The organism is Aeromicrobium sp. (genome assembly GCF_047606445.1).
GTDB lineage: Bacteria > Actinomycetota > Actinomycetes > Propionibacteriales > Nocardioidaceae > Aeromicrobium.
In genome coordinates, this window is sequence record NZ_JASGEK010000056.1 from 1 (window position 1) to 16472 (window position 16472).

Below are 16472 nucleotides of genomic sequence, written 5' to 3' on the forward strand. Positions count from 1 at the left end.
CGTTACACGCCCGGCAAGGCCTGGTCCACCCCAAGCAGACCCTGGACCAACACCACCAACCAGAACACCACACCCGCCACCGCCACCACACGACCCCTCGCACTCGCCTGCGCGATCGGCGACCCCCTCGACACCCTCGCCGCACCCCACCCCGCATGCGTCATGCAGTTCGTCCTCGACCACCTATGCGCCATCGCACCCACCCGCTGCGACACCCCCGACACCCCCACACCACCGGCCACCGCCAACCTCCCCGCCCACATCGAACAAACCGCCCGGACCCTCCCCCTCCCGCCAGCCCACCTCACCCTCCAACCACCCGGCGGCACCACCCTCACCGGCATCCCCACCATCCTCTACACCACCACCGCACAACCCCACACCCACCAACTCGAACTCCTCGGCCACACCATCACCCTCACCGCCACCCCATCGAGCTACACCTGGAACCACGGCGACGGCACCCACCACACCACCACCACCCCCGGACACCCCTACCCCCACCACGACGTCACCCACACCTACACAACCACCACCGACACACCCATCCACCCCTCCGTCGACGTCGCCTACACCGTCACCTACCACATCGACGACGGACCAGAGGAAACCCTCAACACCCCCATCACCATCCCCGGAACACCCACCCCCCTCACCATCACCCACGCCACCCCCACCCTCAGCCACCCCGGCGCGTGAGACAGTGCGCGGGTGAGCGCACGATGCCCCTGCACCAGCGGCCAGCCCCTCGACGCCTGCTGTGGTCCGGCGCTCGCCGACCACGCCGCCGCGACGACCGCTGAGCGGCTGATGCGCTCGCGCTTCACCGCCTTCGCACTCGGCGACGCCGCCCACCTGTTGCGCACTTGGCACCCCTCGACCAGGCCGGCCGCGCTCGACCTCGACGACTCCCTGCGCTGGACCCGACTCGACGTGCACCGCGCGGAGACGGCCCTCGTGGAGTTCACCGCCTTCTTCCGCTCCCCCGACGGCCCCGGCCGCCTGCACGAGACCAGCCGCTTCCTCCGCGAGGACGGCCTCTGGTTCTACCTCGAAGGGGTCACCGCCTAGCATCGCGCCATGCCCCTCGACACGGTCCGCGCCCATCTCGCCGCCTTCGGACGCGACGGCGACGTCATCGTCCCGGAGGCCTCCAGCGCCACCGTCGAGCTGGCCGCCGCGGCACTCGGCGTGGAGCCCGCCCGCATCGCCAAGACCATCGCGCTGCGATCCGACGACCCCGACACCTGCGTCCTCGTGGTGGCCGCCGGGGACGCCCGTATCGACAACGCCGCCTACAAGCTGACCTTCGGACGCAAGGCGCAGATGGTGCGGGCCGAGGACGTCGAACGGCTCACCGGGCATCCCGTCGGCGGCGTCTGCCCGTTCGCCAACCCGCCGGGCACGGTCGTCCGGCTCGATGAGTCACTGCGCCGTTTCGCGACCGTCTTCCCCGCCTGCGGCTCCCCCAGCTCGGCCATCGAGCTCGCCCTCGACGACCTCGAGCGGATCAGCGGCGCCGACGGCTGGGTCGCGGTCACGCGATGACCGGTAGCGGGCCCACCAGCTCGGCGGCCGGTCCTCGGGGTGCCGCAGCTCGTCGTAGGCGGCGTTGACGGCGGCGCCGATCAGCACCGAGATCGACAGGACGTAGAGCAGCAGCAGGACCGCGATGGGCGCGGCCAGCGGGCCGTAGATCGACGTGCCGCCGGCCGTCCAGCCGAGCACCCAGCGCACCAGGTACGAGCCGGACAGCCACATGCCGACGGTGAAGAAGGCGCCCGGCAGCCCCGACCGCCAGCTCTTGCGCACCGGCACGGCCAGGTGGTAGAGCGTGCAGAGGAAGCCCACCGACAGCAGCAGCACCGTCGGCCAGTACAGCTCGGTCAGGAAGCGCACCGGCCCGGGCGTGATCGCGGAGACCACGTCGGGCCCGGCCAGCACCAGCGGGACGAGCACGATGCCGATGACCAGCGCCACCACGTAGAGCGTGAACGACAGCGCCCGCGTCTTGACGATGCCGCGCACGCCGCCGAGGCCGTACATGATCGTGATGGTGTCGATGAAGACGTTGAGCGCCCGCGAACCCGACCACAGCGCGAGCAGGAAGCCGACCGAGACGACGTCGAAACGGCCGCCGCCCAGCACCTCGTCGAGCGTCGGCGCGATGACCGCGTCGACGGTGCTGTCGGTCAGCGCGCGGGAGGCCAGCTCGATGACGCGGTCCTTGAGCACCGCGACCTGCGTCACCTGGTAGCGGTCGGCGATGAATCCGATGCTGCCGGCGAGGCCGAAGATCAGCGGGGGCAGCGACAAGATGGCGAAGAAGGCCGCCTCCGCCGCGAGGCCGGTGACCCGGTTGCGGAAGCAGTTGGAGAAGGCGTGGGCCGTGACCTTCGGCGCTTGCAGCACGAAGTCCGGCCAGCCTCCGCGGACGGCCGACATGGGCCTACCGTATCGGTATGGACCCGCGTCAACGACGACCTGCGAACCAAGCCGTGCCGCTGACCGGCTACGATGTCGTGGCCGAGGACGCCGCGCTGACCGACGCCGTGCGCGCGCTCGGCGGCGACAACGCCGAGACCGTCCTCGGCTCGCTCGCCGAGCTGGGACGGCTGGCCGGGTCGGCCGAGGCGCGCGAGCACGGCATGGCCGCGAACGCCCACGAGCCGACACTGCGGACCGTCGACCGCTTCGGGAACCGGGTCGACGAGGTCGACTTCCATCCGTCGTGGCACTGGCTGATGGAGCGCGGCGTCGGCTTCGGGCTGACCGCCGCGCCCTGGACGTCGGGCGAGCCGTCGGCGCATCTGCGCCGGTCGGCCGGGTTCGTGGCGTGGAGCCAGGTCGAGCCGGGCCACATGTGCCCGATCACGATGACCTACGCGGTGATCCCCGCGCTGCGCGCCGACGAAGGCCTCGCCGACGCCTGGACGCCCGGCCTCGCCTCGACCGCCTACGACTTCGGCCTGCGGGCGCCCGCCGGGAAGGCCGGACTGCTCGCCGGCATGGGCATGACCGAGAAGCAGGGCGGCTCCGACCTGCGCACGAACGTCACGCAGGCTCGTCCGACCGGAACCGACGGGGAGTACCTGCTGCGCGGCCACAAGTGGTTCACCTCCGCGCCGATGAACGACGTGTTCCTGGTGCTGGCGCAGGCCGAGGGGGGCGTGACCTGCTTCGTCGTGCCGCGGGTGCTGCCCGACGGCTCGCGCAACCCGTTCTCGATCGTCCGGTTGAAGGACAAGCTCGGCAACCGGTCGAACGCCTCCGCTGAGCTGGAGTTCGACGACACGGTCGGCTATCGGCTCGGCGAGGAGGGGCGCGGCATCCGCACGATCATCGAGATGGTCTCGGCCACCCGCATGGACTGCGTGCTCGGCTCGGCGGGGCTCATGCGCAAGGCGGTCAGCGAGGCGTCCTGGCACGCCGGGCGCCGGGCGGCCTTCGGCGCGACGCTGGCCGACCAGCCCGCGATGATCAACGTGCTCGCCGACCTCGCGGTCGAGAGCGAGGCGGCGACGCTGCTGGGCCTGCGGATCGCGGCGGCCCTCGACCGCGCCGACGACCCGCACGAGCAGGCGCTGCGCCGGATCGCCTCGGCGCTGGCGAAGTTCTGGGTCTGCAAGCGCACGCCGTTCCTCGCCGCCGAGGCGCTGGAGTGCCTCGGCGGCAACGGCTACGTCGAGGAGTCCGGCATGCCGCTGCTGTTCCGCGAGTCGCCGCTCAACTCGATCTGGGAGGGCAGCGGCAACGTCAACGCGCTCGACGTGCTGCGCGCCCTGCAGCGCGAGCCCGCCAGCCTCGACGCCTGGCTGACCGAGGTCGGGCTCGTGCGCGGCCTCGACGCGCGGCTCGACGCCGCCGTGACCGAGGTGCTCGACGACCTGGCCGACCTCGACGGCATCGAGTGGCGGGCGCGCCGCATCGCCAGCCGGATGGCGGTCGTCCTGCAGGCGTCGCTGTTGATCCGCCACGGCCATCCGTCGGTCGCCGACGCCTTCTGCGCGTCCCGGCTGGGCGGCGACTGGGCGGGCGTCTTCGGCACGCTGCCCCGTGGTCTCGACCTGTCCACGATCGTCCAGCGCACGACCCCGACTGGAGCCTGAATGCGTCCCCTCGCCTCGGCCGCGCTGCACAGCGCCGTCCTCACCCTGACCGCCCTCGTCGCCCTCCGGGCCGCCGACCCCGCCCTCGCGGTGGCGGCCGTCGCCGCCGTCGCCGGGCTGCTCGCCTGGTACGCGACGCTGTCGTCGACCGAGGAGGCCAGCGGCCTCGACGTCGCCGGCACGCTGCCGGGCGTCGCGCTCGGCCTGGTCCGCCGCGCCTCATGGGGGAATCTGCTGCCCATGCTCGCCGCGCAGGCGGTCGTCGCGGTGGGGATCGGCGCGGCCGCGAAGGCGTTCGAGGACGACCTCGGCCCGACCTTGCTGGTCGGCTCGCCGTCGCTCGCGGCCGCCGGCGCGGTCGGCCTGCTCGTCGGCGTCGTCACGGCCTGGGTGGTGCTGGCGGTCGACGGCAACGGGCCCGCCGCGCTCGGCGCGGTCCCGGCGCTCCTCTCCGGCGGCCTCGGCTCCATCGGCCTGCTCGCCGCCTTCCACCCCGCCGCGACTCTCGGCCTGGCCACCGCCGGCATGCTGACCTGGCCGGTCGCAGGCACGCTCGTCGCCGCGGCCCTCGCCGGAACCGTGCTCGGCAGCTACGCCGTCAGCCTGCTCCTGCCGCAGCAGGAGTGAGCGTCAACGAGCCGGAGCCCTGCAACCGCTGCGCGAACCACACGAGTGCATCAAAACATCAGTTCTCTGATGTTAAAATTCCGCCATGCGCACCACCATTACCATCGACGACCAACTCCTCGCCGAGACCAAACAACTCGCCGCGCGCTCACACCGGACCATCGGCTCGGTGATCGAGGACGCGCTGCGCCGCCTCCTCCTCGATCAGGCGGAGGCCAGCTCAGCGACTCCCGTGCGCCTGCCCCGCTTCTCCTACGAACGCCCCGGACTGCGCGAGGGCGTCGACCTGTACGACAAGGACCAGATCGAGGAACTGCTGAGCGACGAGACCCATGCTCTTTCCTGATGTCAACATCCTCATCCACGCCCTGCGGCCCGACGCCGACGCCCAGGCGGAGGCGGTGGCCGACTGGTTCGAGCAACAGCTGAACGCGCACGAGACGATCGGAATCTCCGAACTGGTGCTGTCCGCCGCCGCACGCATCGTCACCCGACCCGGCGTCTTCGCCACCGCGACGACTCCCGAGCAGTTCATGCAGTTCGCCGACGCGTTGCTGGCCGCGCCGGTCGTCCAGGTGGTCCGCCCCGGTCCACGCCACTGGGCTGTTTTCGGCGATCTCGTGCGCGGTCACCGACTTCGCGGCAACGACATTCCCGACGCCTACCTGGCCTCCTTGTCCATCGAGGTCGGCGCCACGTTCGTCACCAGGGACCGGGGGTTCCGCCGGTTCGACGCCCTGCGGACACTCGACCCCCTCGTGACGTGACCCCTGTGACACAGGGCACAGAGATCTACGTCATTCCAGGCTGGAACACACCACTCGTCCACAACGTGGACGCACTGTCCACTATTCGAGAACTCAGTTTGGTTGAATCGACACGAATCGCCAAACTCGTTCACATGCTGATCGCGCACCCCGTCTGGCTCGTGGAGCGTCTCCACGTGGACCTGGGCCGTGCGCGTTCGATGATGTGTCGCCGACCCGCGCCCCGTTGACCCCTTTTCGTCCGGGCGCGCGGTGACCGCCGCGACCTGCGGCCTCACCGCGCGCTGCCGCCTGTGAGGAATCCCATGGCCCCGCCGCCTTCCACCCGTCCCGCCCGCCGTCCGCGCAAGAAGCGCGGAGAGGGGCAGTGGGCGCTCGGCTACCGCGAACCGCTCAACGCGAACGAGCAGTCCAAGAAGGACGACAACCCGCTCAACGTCCGCGCGCGCATCGAGAACATCTACTCCCGCCGCGGCTTCGACAGCATCGACCCCGGCGACCTGCGCGGCCGGTTCCGCTGGTGGGGCCTGTACACCCAGCGCAAGCCCGGCATCGACGGCGGCAAGACCGCGACTCTGGAGCCCGAGGAGCTGGACGACCGCTACTTCATGATGCGCGTGCGCGTCGACGGCGGCCAGCTGAACCTGGAGCAGCTGCGGACCATCGCGGGCATCTCGACCGAGTTCGCGCGCGACACCGCCGACCTCACCGACCGGCAGAACGTCCAGTACCACTGGATCGACGTGGTCGACGTGCCGACGATCTGGGAGCGCCTGGAGTCGGTCGGACTGTCCACCCAGGAGGCCTGCGGCGACTGCCCGCGCGTCATCCTCGGCAGCCCCGTGGCAGGCGTCTCGGCCGACGAGCTGATCGACGGCCGCCCCGCCATCGACGCCATCGAGAGCCGCTACATCGGCGACCGCGCCTTCTCCAACCTGCCGCGCAAGTTCAAGAGCGCGATCAGCGGCCATCCCGGCCACGACGTGGTGCCGCAGATCAACGACATCGCCTTCATCGGCGCGGTCCACCCCGAGCACGGCCCCGGCTTCGACCTGTGGGTCGGCGGGGGCCTGTCGACCAACCCGATGCTGGCCCAGCGGGTCGGCGCCTGGGTGCCGATCGACGAGGTGCCCGAGGTGTGGGAGGGCGTCGTCAGCATCTTCCGCGACTACGGCTACCGCCGCCTGCGCGCCCGCGCCCGCTTGAAGTTCCTCGTCGCCGACTGGGGCGTCGAGAAGTTCCGCGAGGTGCTGGAGACCGAGTACCTGAAGCGCCCGCTGATCGACCTGGAGGCCCCCGAGGTCCCGGCGACGCCGGTCGACCACGTCGGCGCGCACCGGCAGGTCGACGGCAACTACTACGTCGGCTTCGCCAACACCGTCGGGCGCGTGTCGGGCACGCTGCTGGCCCAGATCGCCGACGTCGTCGAGGCGCACGGCTCCGGCCGGGTCGCGCTGACGCCGATGCAGAAGCTGATCGTCCTCGACGTCGCCGAGGACCGGGTCGAGTCGCTGATCGAGGCGATGGACGCCATCGGCCTGCGCGGCCGGCCCTCGCAGTGGCGTCGCAACACGATGGCCTGCACCGGCATCGAGTACTGCAAGCTCGCCATCGTCGAGACGAAGCAGCGCGCCGCCGACCTCATCGGCACGATGGAGGACCGGCTGCCGACGCTCGACGCGCCGATCACGATCAACCTCAACGGCTGCCCGAACTCCTGCGCCCGCATCCAGACCGCCGACATCGGCCTCAAGGGCCAGTTGGTGCTCAACGACGAGGGCGAGCAGGTCGAGGGCTTCCAGGTGCACCTGGGCGGCGGGCTCGGCCTGGAGGCCGGCTTCGGCCGCAAGCTGCGCGCCCACAAGGTGACCGCCGACCAGCTGCCGGAGTACGTCGAGCGGCTGACCCTCGGCTACCTGGAGGAGCGAGAGGAGGCGGAGACCTTCGCCCAATGGGTCGCCCGCGCCGACGAGGCGGCCCTCAGGTGAGCGGCCGGGCGGTCCCGTTCCACTGCCCCTACTGCGCCGACGAGGACCTGCGCCCGCACGGCGAGGCCCACGGGGCCTGGGAGTGCCGCAGCTGTCTGCGCGCTTTCAAGCTCAGCTTCATCGGACAGCTCAATCCCCACAGCATCGCGCCCCAACCGGGGGCCGAGCCCAATGAAAGGAGGACAGCATGAGCGCACCCGCACTCATCGCACTGGCGCATGGCAGCCGCGACCCGCGGTCGGCCCGCACCATCACAGCCCTGACGGAGGCGGTCGCGTGCATGCGTCCCGACCTCCGCGTGGCTCCGGCCTTCCTCGACCACAACGAGCCGAGCCTCGACGCCGTCGTCGACCGGCTGGTGGCCGAGGGGCACTCCGAGATCGTCGTGGTGCCGCTGCTGCTGACCGAGGCGTACCACGCGAAGTACGACGTGCCCGCGGTCGTCGCGGCGGCGGCCGAGCGTCACGAGGGCGTCCGCATCCAGACGACCAAGGTGCTCGGCATCGAGGGCGCGCTGTTCAAGGTGCTCGACAAGCGCCTGCGCGAGGCGCTGAAGGCACGCCGGGTGCGCGAGCTCGACGCGCTGGTGCTGGCCGGGGCCGGCTCGACCGACCCGGTCGCCAACGCGGCCATCGCCCGCGCCGCCCGCGCCTGGGGCCACCACCACAAGCTGCCGACCATCGCGGCGTTCGCGTCGAGCGTGCCCCCGGCGGCCGGCGAGGCGGTGCGCGCCCACCGCGCAGACGGCCGTCGTCACATCGCCGTCGGCATGCTCTTCCTCGCGCCGGGCCAGCTTCCCGACCGAGTCAAGGAACTCGCCTTCGAGGCCGGCGCCGTGGCGGTCGCCGAGCCGCTGGGCGTCGACGACGAGGTGGCCTCGATCATCCTCGCCCGTTACGCCGTCGGCGCGGTCGACCTGGTCTCGCTCGACAACCTCTTCGCAGGGGTCTGACGGCGTTGGAGGCCGGCGCTCAGGTGTCGGCCTCCAGCCTCGCCAGCTCCGCCTGCGGGTCGAAGTCGGCGGGCGGCCAGGCGAGGTCGAGGCCGCGCAAGGTCTCGGCGAGCAGGGTCGCGACAGCCCAGTTGCGGTACCACTTGCGACCCGCCGGGACGATGTGCCACGGCGCGGCCTCGGTCGAGCAGCGTTCGACGGCGATCTCGTAGGCGCGCTGGTAGTCGTCCCAGAAGGCCCGCTCGTCGATGTCGCCCGGGTTGTACTTCCAGTACTTCGTGGGGTCCTCCAACCGGGCGCGCAGCCGCTCGGCCTGCACGTCGCGGTCGATGTGCAGCAGACACTTGACAACCACTCCCCCGTGGTCGGTGAACCGTCGCTCGAAGTCGTTGATCGCGTCGTAGCGCCGTTCGATCTCAGCGGGCTCGGCCAGCTGGCGCACCCTACCGATCAGCACGTCCTCGTAGTGGGACCGGTCGAAGATCCCGATCTGTCCGGCGGTCGGGAGACGGCGCTCGACCCGCCACAGGAAGTCGTGCTCCAACTCCTCGGGCGTCGGCTTGCCGAAGGAGGCCAGGGCGAGGCCCTGCGGGTCGACGAGTCCGGCGACGGTGCTGATCGTTCCGCCCTTGCCCGCAGTGTCCATACCTTGCAGCACGAGCAGGACCGAGCGGTCGGTGGTCTCGGCGCGCCCGCCCGCGTGCAATCGCTCCTGCAGGTCGGCCAGCTCCGGGCCGAGCGCGCCGAGCGCCGCCTTCGCGTCGTCTTTGCCGCCGTCGAAGCCGGGCGTGGAGCGGGCGTCGACCGCGGACAGGTCGACCGGGCCGAGGTGGCGGAGCAGGTCGCTCAGGGGAATCGTCATGGGTCGCAGTATGGCAATACAGTGGGCTCATGCACCAGGTCGAGAAGTCCGACGAGCAGTGGCGCGCCGAGCTGACCGCCGCCGAATACCACGTGCTGCGGCAGGCGGGCACCGAGCGGCCGTTCAGCCATCCTTACGAGACCGATCCGACGGTCGGCGTGTACGAGTGCCGCGGCTGCGGCGCGGAGCTGTTCCGCAGCGAGACGAAGTTCGACGCGCACTGCGGCTGGCCCGCCTTCTACGCCCCGCTCTCCGAGGACCGCGTCGAGTACGTCGAGGACCGCTCGATGGGCCGGGTCCGCACCGAGGTGCGCTGCGCGACGTGCGGCTCACACCTGGGCCACCTCTTCGAGGGCGAGGGCTTTCCGACGCCGACCGATCAGCGGTACTGCGTCAACGGCGTCGCGTTACGACTGCGGCCCGGCGTTTGAGCCACCCCCCCCCGCCCGGCATAGCGACGATCAGCTCGGTCGAGTCCTCGTCGTGGTAGACCTCGACCTCCTCCCGCTCCTGCGCCTGGGTCAGCAGGACGACGAGGTCTGGCGGGTCGAGCGCGGGAACGAACACGACCGTCAGAGCGCGACGCTCCGCCGTCGGCAGCGTGACCAGCACCCGGCGTTCCGCCCGTGGCAGCCCGATCAGCGTCCGCTCGACGACCGGGTCGATCAGGAACGGCGCCGCCGGCCCTTGGAGCACGACGACGGCCCCTCGTTCCCGTAGCTCGCGCAGCGCGTCGTGTACTGCGGACGACAAGAGGTCGCCGGTGACGATACGGTCGCGGATCTCCTGGTCGACGAGCGTCGCGGCGTGTACCAGGCCGGGCCCCGGCTCCTCGGTCAGCGCGGCGAGCCGTCGCAGCACGTCGCGCACCCGCTCCTCGACGTCGGCGGGGAGCCACCAGGCCACACGGTCGGGACAGTCGTCGCCCGTCTCGTCGAGCACGTCCTCGGCGACGCGTTCCTGAGTCGACATCACCGAGCCACGCAGCGTCCTCAGATAGGTCGCCGCAGCAGCAGTCCCGCCGAGCTGCAGCAGCGGAGTCTTCACCAACACCAGGCTCTCCCACGGCGTCACCGAGGATGCCGCCACCGCCCAGACGCCGATGACGACCGCGAACACACAGCCGACGAGCACAGAGAACCGCGGTGAGACGAACAGCCCGCAGATCATCAGCGGCACCGCCACGACCTCGACGACCCACAGATCGACGAAAGCCGAGGTGATCACCGAGACCTGCCACAGGCCGACCGCCATCGTGCCGAGCAACGCCGGGGCCAGGAGGGCGGTCGCGAGGCCGGCGCGGCCACGGCGGCTCAGCCCGGTCGCGACCGGCACGGCGAACCAGATCGCGGCGAGGCAGGCCGCCGTGACCCACAGACGACCCGGCTCGGCGACCGACCGCAGCGCGAGCCACGTCCCGGCCAGGAGGAAGGCCGCCGCGTACCACCGGGCCATGCCGACCCACGCCGTCGGCACGCCCCCGTCGTCCGGGGGCGGCGGCACCGGTGTGACCTGGTGGGCCGACCACCCGAGCAGCACGGTGGCTCCCCGCCCCGGCGCGGAGTCGATCTCGACGAACCCGCCCACCTCGCGCATACGCCCGCGGATCGACTGCTCGATGCCGATGCCGGTGCGCGCCGAGGGGTCGAAGCCCCGCCCGTCGTCGACGATCTCCAGCACGGTGGTCGTCGGCGCCGACGCGGCGGCCCGTACCCGGACCTCGGTCGCACCGCCGTGCCGCCGCGCGTTGCGCACCGCCTCGGCGGTCGCCGCCATCATCGCCGTCACGACGTCGCGCGGCAGGGCGCGCATCGCGCCGAGCGAGGACTCGTCGACGGCGACGCCTCCGGCCTCCCAGCTGGACTCGTGCCAGGTGGCGCGGTCGCCGAACTGGTCGAGCGCCTGACGGGCGGCCTCGGCCACCGCGTCGGCCGGGGCGGCCGGGTCGCAGGCGGCGAGCGCGAAGGCCGGCAGGACCTTGTCGTGCAGGACCCGGCGCGCCTCGGCGCTCTCCCGCAGGTCGCGGGCGCGTCGGTCGAGCATGGCGCGGGTGGCCGCGCGTGCGGCCTCGGCGTCGTCCAGCTGGACGATCGCCCGGCGCAGCATCGTCATGACGAGGCCGAGGCCGAGCGCCGTGAGACTGGTGAACACGAGGCCGTCGAGGGCGTGCAGCGGCGTGTCGGCACTCGGCCGGACCAACGTCGCGCCGCCGTGGAGAAGCGCCGCGAGACCGCCCGCCAGCAGTGCCGCCCGGCCCCTCAGCAGGCAGACCGCGAGCATCGTGACCATCAGGAAGATCGGCAGTGCGGCCGACCCGGTGGCCACGGACACGCCCGCCAGCGTGTCGAGGCGGCCGACGACCTCGGTCAACGCGAGCGCCGCCAGCGACAGCACGGTCGGCACGACGACCGCCGGACGCGCCAGCAGATGGATCGCGGAGAAAACCAACAGGACCGTCACCGACAGGTGGAGCGCCCAGGCCGCCGGGGTCCGGGCGTCGCCGACCGAACCCCATCCGAGCCCGTCGGCCACGATCCAGCCGAGCATCCAGACCGCCATGGCACGACGGCAGTACGCCGCCAGTCGGCGGCGGCGGCCAGGTGCGTCGTTCTCGGGTTCGGATCTCATCGCGCAACCATTCAACACCTCGACGCGCGGAAACGTTAGGGGGAGAAGTCCCCTCTCGTGAAGGAGGACACGAGGCGTCGCCGCTACTACAGTCGGTCCATGTCGACCTGGACGTGGACCCCTGGAAAGCTCGTCGCGGTGGTGGCGGGGGCGCTGTTGCCGGTCGCGCTGGTCGTGGCGGGCGTCGTCTGGCTCGCCACGCGGCCTGACGACACGCGGGCGGCGGGTGAGGGAGCGCTCGACGAGGTGCCCGCGATCCCGACGATGATCGTGTTGGACGCGTCGGCCTCGATGCTGACCGACGACGCGCCCGGCGTCCGTTTCGACGCGGCGCGCGCGGCGGTGACGGGTCTGGTGGAGGCGCTGCCCGACGGCCATGAGCTCGGGTTGGTGGTCTATGGCACGGGCACCGGCACGTCCGAGGCGGAGCTCGCGGCCGGCTGTGAGGACGTGTCGACGCTGATCGAGGTCGGCCCGTTGGACCGAGACGAGTACACCGCGACGGTCGAGAAGGTCGAGCCGAGCGGTTTCACGCCGATGGCGTTGGCCCTGCAACAGGCCGCCGACGGGCTGCCCGACGACGGCGAGCGGGCGATTGTGATCGTGTCCGACGGCGAGGACCACTGCGGGAAGAACGGGCTGGGCGCCGACCCCTGCGAGGTCGCCGAGAGCCTCGACGGGATCACCGTGCACACCGTCGGGTTCAAGACGGCGGGCAACGCGTTGGCGACCGAGCAGCTCGACTGCATGGCCGCCGCGACCGACGGACTCGCCCTCGACGCGGCGAACCCGGCGCAGTTGGCGGCCCGTCTGCCGGCGCTGTTGAATCCGGGCTGGGCGGCCTCGACGATCCAGTCGGCCGGCTATCGCGGGGTGCGTCCGGGCATGAGCGTCGAGGAGGCGACGCTCGCCGCCGAGGCCGCGGGCGAGAAGTTCCCGAAGGTCGAGAAGGAGGGCACGGTCGAGGTCGTCTACGTCGACTGCACGCTGGTCTTCACCGACGGCGTGGTGACGCGCGTGGTCGCAGGTGGGAAGGAGATGACCACCATCGACGGGATCGGCGTCGGCGACGACGTGGCCGAGGCGGAGGCGCTGTACGGGCTGGCCGACGCGCCCTCGACGCCGACTGGCGAGAACACGGTGGTCTACGAGGCCGACCCCGACGCCGGGACCGGCTACGAGATCACCTTCGACCCGAAGAAGTCCGGCGAGCTGAAAGGCGAGATCACCCAGATCATCCTGTGCCTGTGTCTGCCGCGAGCCCAGTGGGAGGCACCCGTCTACGCGGTCACCGGGAACGACGCCGATCACGTGCATGTCGGCGGGGAGGACCTCTCGGCCGCTCCCGGGTTCCTGGCGTTCGGCTCCGACGCCACGACCGTCCTGCTGGGCGACTCGTTCTCGTCGTACGACGCCGCGACGGTCGCGTACGCGGCGCTCGACCTGAGGACCGGCGAGCGAGTCGACGGGGCGCTGCCCGGACGCACCGACGACCGGATCATCCCGACCAGCTCCGGGTTCTCCTCAATCAACGAGAGCGCCCTGCTGCTCCATCGTTGGGACCGCCAGTTCCAGACAGCGGGCGAGACGGCACTGCCCACACTCGGCGACGGCACGATGTTCGTCTATCTGGTCGAGCAGGACGGCGCGCATGTGGTCGAGCAGCGGCGGTGGGACGGCGACAAGCTCGCCGGCGACGCGCTCGTCCATGTCGACGCCGGCGGCGAGGTCTCCACCTTCGCCGAGGACGAGCACATCTCCGAGCTCGAGACCTCTTCCGACGGACGCACCGTGTTCGGTGTGCGCTACGCCGACGGCGTCCCCTTCGAGGGGCCGGCCGACCCGGAGGCCATCGTCTCCATCGACATGGAACGCGGCGAAATCGACCAGGAGTGGGAGCTCGACGACCTCACGGACCGCTTCAACGGCGGCGACGCGGTCTGCGTGCGCGACATCGATATGGCCGACGACCGGCTGGTGGTCGCGATCGAGGAGGACTGCACCTATATCGACGACCCCGCGTCGTTCTCGGTCTGGGAGTGGGAGGACGACGAGTTCGTCCAGGTCGGTGACGACCACGAGATCACCTACTGGCAGACCCCGACGCAGGCGGTCCGGATCGAGCAGACCATCAGCGGCTACGACGAGTACTGGCGTCTCGTCTTCGTCGACGACGGCGAGGAGACCGAGATCGCCAGTGGCGAGTGGTACACCGACGGTTACCCCGTGGTCCCAGGGTCGCTGGTCCCGCCGCGCTGAGAGTGACGTCACCACATCGGAGGGTTCCTGGCGTCCGGCGAGGGGCATTGTCTACGCTCACGCACATGCGTTCTCTCGTGCGGCTTCTCTTCGTTCTGTCGTTGTCCCTGTTCGCGCTGACCGCGTGCGGCTCGGAGGAGTCGCCCGACCCGGACCCGACCTCCGAGGCGAGCTCCGACTCCGACGCCTCCGCGTCGCCGGAGGCCGCTGACGGGGCGTGCTCCTACATTCCTGACGGCGAGGCCGCGAAGGACGCGGAGTTCCCGCCGGAGGAGCCGGTGAGCGCGGAGGCGATGACGATCTCCACCAATCGCGGTGACATCAAGGTCGCGCTCGACGCCGAGAACACCCCGTGCGCGGTCAACTCGTTCGTGTCGCTGGCGGGGCAGGGGTACTTCGACGACACCCAGTGCCACCGCCTCGTCCCCGGCTTCGTGCTGCAGTGCGGCGACCCGAGCGCGACCGGCATGGGCGGTCCGGGCTACCGCTTCGCCGACGAGTTGACCGGCGACGAGACGTACACGGCTGGAACCCTGGCCATGGCGAACGCCGGCCCGGACACGAACGGCTCGCAGTTCTTCATCATGTTGGAGGACGGCGGCCTCCCCCCGGCCTACACCGTCTTCGGCTCCGTCGACGCGGCCGGCCTCCAGGTGGCCCGCGACATCGAGGCCGACGGCAACGGCCCCGACGGCGTCGCCCCCGCCTCCGAGGTCGTCATCACGTCGGTGTCGTGAGTTCCGGCTCGTTGAAGTGCCTCTTTGACGATTCCGCACCCTGAGGTGCGAGGGCACCCCGCGCCCGTCCCCCAAGCACTTCGCGCAGGGGGCACCCCCACCTCGAAGGGGCCCCAAAAGATTCTCCGCGAGCGTGCGTTCTGCTCGTTTTTTGTCAGACCCCACCCCTAACCTGGAACTAACGTTCGAGAGGCGAGGTGATGGACATGGTCGCGCAACACACAGAACCCCACCAGCTCGACCGTGCCGTCGCTCTGATCGAAGCCGGACTCAACCAGATGAGCCCCGACGCCTGGGCGAGGCTCGACGGGCACGAAGCCCGCGCACTGATCGGACGATTGGCCCGCGCGCAGGCACGCATCGACTCCCAGAAGCTGCACGCCGCACGACGTCTTGAAGCCACCGGCGCGGCCCGGCAGGCCGGGGCCACCTCCACCAGCGCGCTCATCGCGAACGGCTTCGGCGGCGACACACGAGAAGCCAACAACCTCGTGAAACTCGCCAAGAGCGTGAAGCCGAGTTCACCCACCCAGGCCGCGCTGGACGCGGGTGAGATCACACCCAAGAAATCAGAGGTCATCGCACGGACTGTCGCGTCGGTTCCGAAAGACAAACAAGAGTTGGCCGAGCGGGGGCTCGTCCGCGACGCGAAGAAGCTTTCTCTCCCCGAACTCCGCAAACGAGCCGACCGAGTCTCCGACCTGTGGGCTGAGCCCACTGAGGTCGACCAGACCGAGAACACCACCCTTGAAGAACGGGAACGGAAAGCACGCGCCAGGTCGTCGTTCCGCATGTGGAACAACCACGACGGCACCTGGTCAGGAGACTTCCGCGTCCCCGAAGCCCAAGCAGGCATGTTGAAGACCGCTGTTGAGGCGCTCGCCGCGCCGCGTAGGGATCACCTGCGCGATGAGGCCGACCAGGCTCCACGTGACCACACGCAACGCATGGGGATCGGCTTCGCCGACCTCTGTGAGCACCTCCCCACCGACCGACTGCCCGACGCCGGTGGTCTCGGAGCCATCGTCACCGTCAACCTCGGCTACTCAGCCTTGCTCGAAGACCTGAAAGCCGCCTCCCTCTCCACCGGGACCAAGATGAGCGCCGGGCAAGCCCGCCAACTCGCCTGCCGCGCCGGGCTCATCCCTCAGGTGTTGGGTGGCGACTCACTTCCGTTGGACCTTGGGCAAACACAACGCTTGTTCTCACGTCCACAACGGCAAGCCTTCGCCCACCGCGACCGTGGGTGTTCCTTCCCCGGATGCGACCGACCACCTCAGTGGTGCGAAGCCCACCACATCACACCGTTCGCCAAGGGTGGGAACACCAATCGAGTCGACGGCACCCTCGTCTGCTCCTGGCACCACCACGTCATCCACGAGCAGAACTGGCAACTCAGACGAAGTCCAGCCGACGGGATCATCGAATACAAACTGCCGCACCACGCTCGATGGCGACGCAATGAGCGCTACCGAGGGTGACCCCTTCGCCCTTCGAGGCCGCTCGTTCCTCGCGGCACCTCAGGACCCGGCTCGCAAGCTCG

Annotated in this window: 15 protein-coding genes and 1 pseudogene; 13 read left to right on the plus strand and 3 right to left on the minus strand. The window is 70.7% G+C overall.

Translation table 11 applies throughout. The features are described 5' to 3' along the window. The 3 genes and pseudogenes from QM621_RS10365 to QM621_RS10375 form a co-directional block, all read left to right on the plus strand. A partial coding sequence (locus QM621_RS10365) for a hypothetical protein (protein WP_414990303.1) occupies positions 1 to 699 on the plus strand: 699 nt, incomplete at its 5' end. A gap of 12 nt (positions 700 to 711) precedes the next feature. Further along, positions 712 to 1071, plus strand: a complete 360-nt coding sequence (locus tag QM621_RS10370) for a YchJ family protein (RefSeq protein WP_414990304.1) — start codon at positions 712 to 714, stop codon at positions 1069 to 1071. A 9-nt stretch (positions 1072 to 1080) separates the two neighbouring features. Beyond that, positions 1081 to 1449: pseudogene (locus QM621_RS10375) on the plus strand (YbaK/EbsC family protein); the annotation flags it as partial. Here QM621_RS10375 and QM621_RS10380 read toward each other — a convergent pair. Continuing rightward, positions 1426 to 2445, minus strand: a complete 1020-nt coding sequence (locus QM621_RS10380; protein WP_414990305.1) for a YihY/virulence factor BrkB family protein — start codon at positions 2443 to 2445, stop codon at positions 1426 to 1428. The pseudogene QM621_RS10375 and the gene QM621_RS10380 sit on opposite strands and share 24 nt — an antisense overlap. A gap of 17 nt (positions 2446 to 2462) precedes the next feature. Between QM621_RS10380 and QM621_RS10385 the strand changes: the two genes are divergently transcribed. The 6 genes from QM621_RS10385 (at position 2463) to QM621_RS10410 (ending at position 8443) form a co-directional block, all read left to right on the plus strand. Continuing rightward, entirely contained in the window at positions 2463 to 4109 is a 1647-nt protein-coding gene (locus QM621_RS10385; RefSeq protein ID WP_414990306.1) for an acyl-CoA dehydrogenase family protein, read from the plus strand. Beyond that, entirely contained in the window at positions 4110 to 4736 is a 627-nt protein-coding gene (locus QM621_RS10390) for a hypothetical protein (RefSeq protein WP_414990307.1), read from the plus strand. An 85-nt stretch (positions 4737 to 4821) separates the two neighbouring features. Next, entirely contained in the window at positions 4822 to 5082 is a 261-nt protein-coding gene (locus QM621_RS10395; protein WP_414990308.1) for a type II toxin-antitoxin system VapB family antitoxin, read from the plus strand. Then, positions 5069 to 5503 (plus strand): TA system VapC family ribonuclease toxin, encoded by a 435-nt coding sequence (locus QM621_RS10400; RefSeq protein WP_414990309.1) that lies wholly within the window; start codon positions 5069 to 5071, stop codon positions 5501 to 5503. Before QM621_RS10395 ends, QM621_RS10400 begins: the two co-directional genes overlap by 14 nt. A 305-nt stretch (positions 5504 to 5808) precedes the next feature. Beyond that, positions 5809 to 7491: a nitrite/sulfite reductase gene (locus tag QM621_RS10405; RefSeq protein ID WP_414990310.1), complete on the plus strand. Its 1683-nt coding sequence runs from the start codon at positions 5809 to 5811 to the stop codon at positions 7489 to 7491. Between the two features lie 187 nt (positions 7492 to 7678). Next, positions 7679 to 8443, plus strand: a complete 765-nt coding sequence (locus QM621_RS10410; protein WP_414990311.1) for a sirohydrochlorin chelatase — start codon at positions 7679 to 7681, stop codon at positions 8441 to 8443. A 19-nt stretch (positions 8444 to 8462) separates the two neighbouring features. Here the strand turns inward: QM621_RS10410 and QM621_RS10415 are convergent, their stop codons facing one another. Continuing rightward, entirely contained in the window at positions 8463 to 9305 is an 843-nt protein-coding gene (locus QM621_RS10415; protein ID WP_414990312.1) for a PPK2 family polyphosphate kinase, read from the minus strand. A gap of 29 nt (positions 9306 to 9334) precedes the next feature. Here QM621_RS10415 and msrB point away from each other — a divergent pair, with 29 nt between their 5' ends. Further along, positions 9335 to 9736 (plus strand): peptide-methionine (R)-S-oxide reductase MsrB, encoded by a 402-nt coding sequence (msrB, locus tag QM621_RS10420; RefSeq protein ID WP_414990313.1) that lies wholly within the window; start codon positions 9335 to 9337, stop codon positions 9734 to 9736. On the opposite strand, the gene QM621_RS10425 is transcribed toward msrB, so the two are convergent. Continuing rightward, positions 9699 to 11933 carry an ATP-binding protein gene (locus QM621_RS10425; protein ID WP_414990314.1) on the minus strand — a complete coding sequence of 745 codons (2235 nt, stop codon included), beginning with the start codon at positions 11931 to 11933 and terminating at the stop codon, positions 9699 to 9701. The genes msrB and QM621_RS10425 overlap by 38 nt on opposite strands. A 99-nt stretch (positions 11934 to 12032) precedes the next feature. Here QM621_RS10425 and QM621_RS10430 point away from each other — a divergent pair, with 99 nt between their 5' ends. The 3 genes from QM621_RS10430 to QM621_RS10440 all read left to right on the plus strand — a co-directional run bounded on the left by QM621_RS10430 (position 12033) and on the right by QM621_RS10440 (position 16410). Continuing rightward, on the plus strand, positions 12033 to 14192 hold the full coding sequence (locus QM621_RS10430) for a vWA domain-containing protein (RefSeq protein ID WP_414990315.1): 2160 nt from the start codon (positions 12033 to 12035) through the stop codon (positions 14190 to 14192). A gap of 65 nt (positions 14193 to 14257) precedes the next feature. After that, complete coding sequence (locus QM621_RS10435; RefSeq protein ID WP_414990316.1) at positions 14258 to 14929, plus strand: peptidylprolyl isomerase; 672 nt, start codon at positions 14258 to 14260, stop codon at positions 14927 to 14929. Positions 14930 to 15129: 200 nt separating this feature from the next. Continuing rightward, complete coding sequence (locus QM621_RS10440) at positions 15130 to 16410, plus strand: DUF222 domain-containing protein (protein WP_414990317.1); 1281 nt, start codon at positions 15130 to 15132, stop codon at positions 16408 to 16410. The last annotated feature ends 62 nt before the right edge of the window (positions 16411 to 16472 follow it).

What these genes read in the sequence shown, in the direction of transcription:
- QM621_RS10380 (WP_414990305.1), bottom strand. Translation starts at nt 2,445, where the DNA reads ATGTCGGCCGTCCGCGGAGGCTGGCCGGACTTCGTGCTGCAAGCGCCG.
- QM621_RS10385 (WP_414990306.1), top strand. Translation starts at nt 2,463, where the DNA reads ATGGACCCGCGTCAACGACGACCTGCGAACCAAGCCGTGCCGCTGACC.
- QM621_RS10390 (WP_414990307.1), top strand. Translation starts at nt 4,110, where the DNA reads ATGCGTCCCCTCGCCTCGGCCGCGCTGCACAGCGCCGTCCTCACCCTG.
- QM621_RS10395 (WP_414990308.1), top strand. Translation starts at nt 4,822, where the DNA reads ATGCGCACCACCATTACCATCGACGACCAACTCCTCGCCGAGACCAAA.
- QM621_RS10400 (WP_414990309.1), top strand. Translation starts at nt 5,069, where the DNA reads ATGCTCTTTCCTGATGTCAACATCCTCATCCACGCCCTGCGGCCCGAC.
- QM621_RS10405 (WP_414990310.1), top strand. Translation starts at nt 5,809, where the DNA reads ATGGCCCCGCCGCCTTCCACCCGTCCCGCCCGCCGTCCGCGCAAGAAG.
- QM621_RS10410 (WP_414990311.1), top strand. Translation starts at nt 7,679, where the DNA reads ATGAGCGCACCCGCACTCATCGCACTGGCGCATGGCAGCCGCGACCCG.
- QM621_RS10415 (WP_414990312.1), bottom strand. Translation starts at nt 9,305, where the DNA reads ATGACGATTCCCCTGAGCGACCTGCTCCGCCACCTCGGCCCGGTCGAC.
- msrB (WP_414990313.1), top strand. Translation starts at nt 9,335, where the DNA reads ATGCACCAGGTCGAGAAGTCCGACGAGCAGTGGCGCGCCGAGCTGACC.
- QM621_RS10425 (WP_414990314.1), bottom strand. Translation starts at nt 11,933, where the DNA reads ATGAGATCCGAACCCGAGAACGACGCACCTGGCCGCCGCCGCCGACTG.
- QM621_RS10430 (WP_414990315.1), top strand. Translation starts at nt 12,033, where the DNA reads ATGTCGACCTGGACGTGGACCCCTGGAAAGCTCGTCGCGGTGGTGGCG.
- QM621_RS10435 (WP_414990316.1), top strand. Translation starts at nt 14,258, where the DNA reads ATGCGTTCTCTCGTGCGGCTTCTCTTCGTTCTGTCGTTGTCCCTGTTC.
- QM621_RS10440 (WP_414990317.1), top strand. Translation starts at nt 15,130, where the DNA reads ATGGACATGGTCGCGCAACACACAGAACCCCACCAGCTCGACCGTGCC.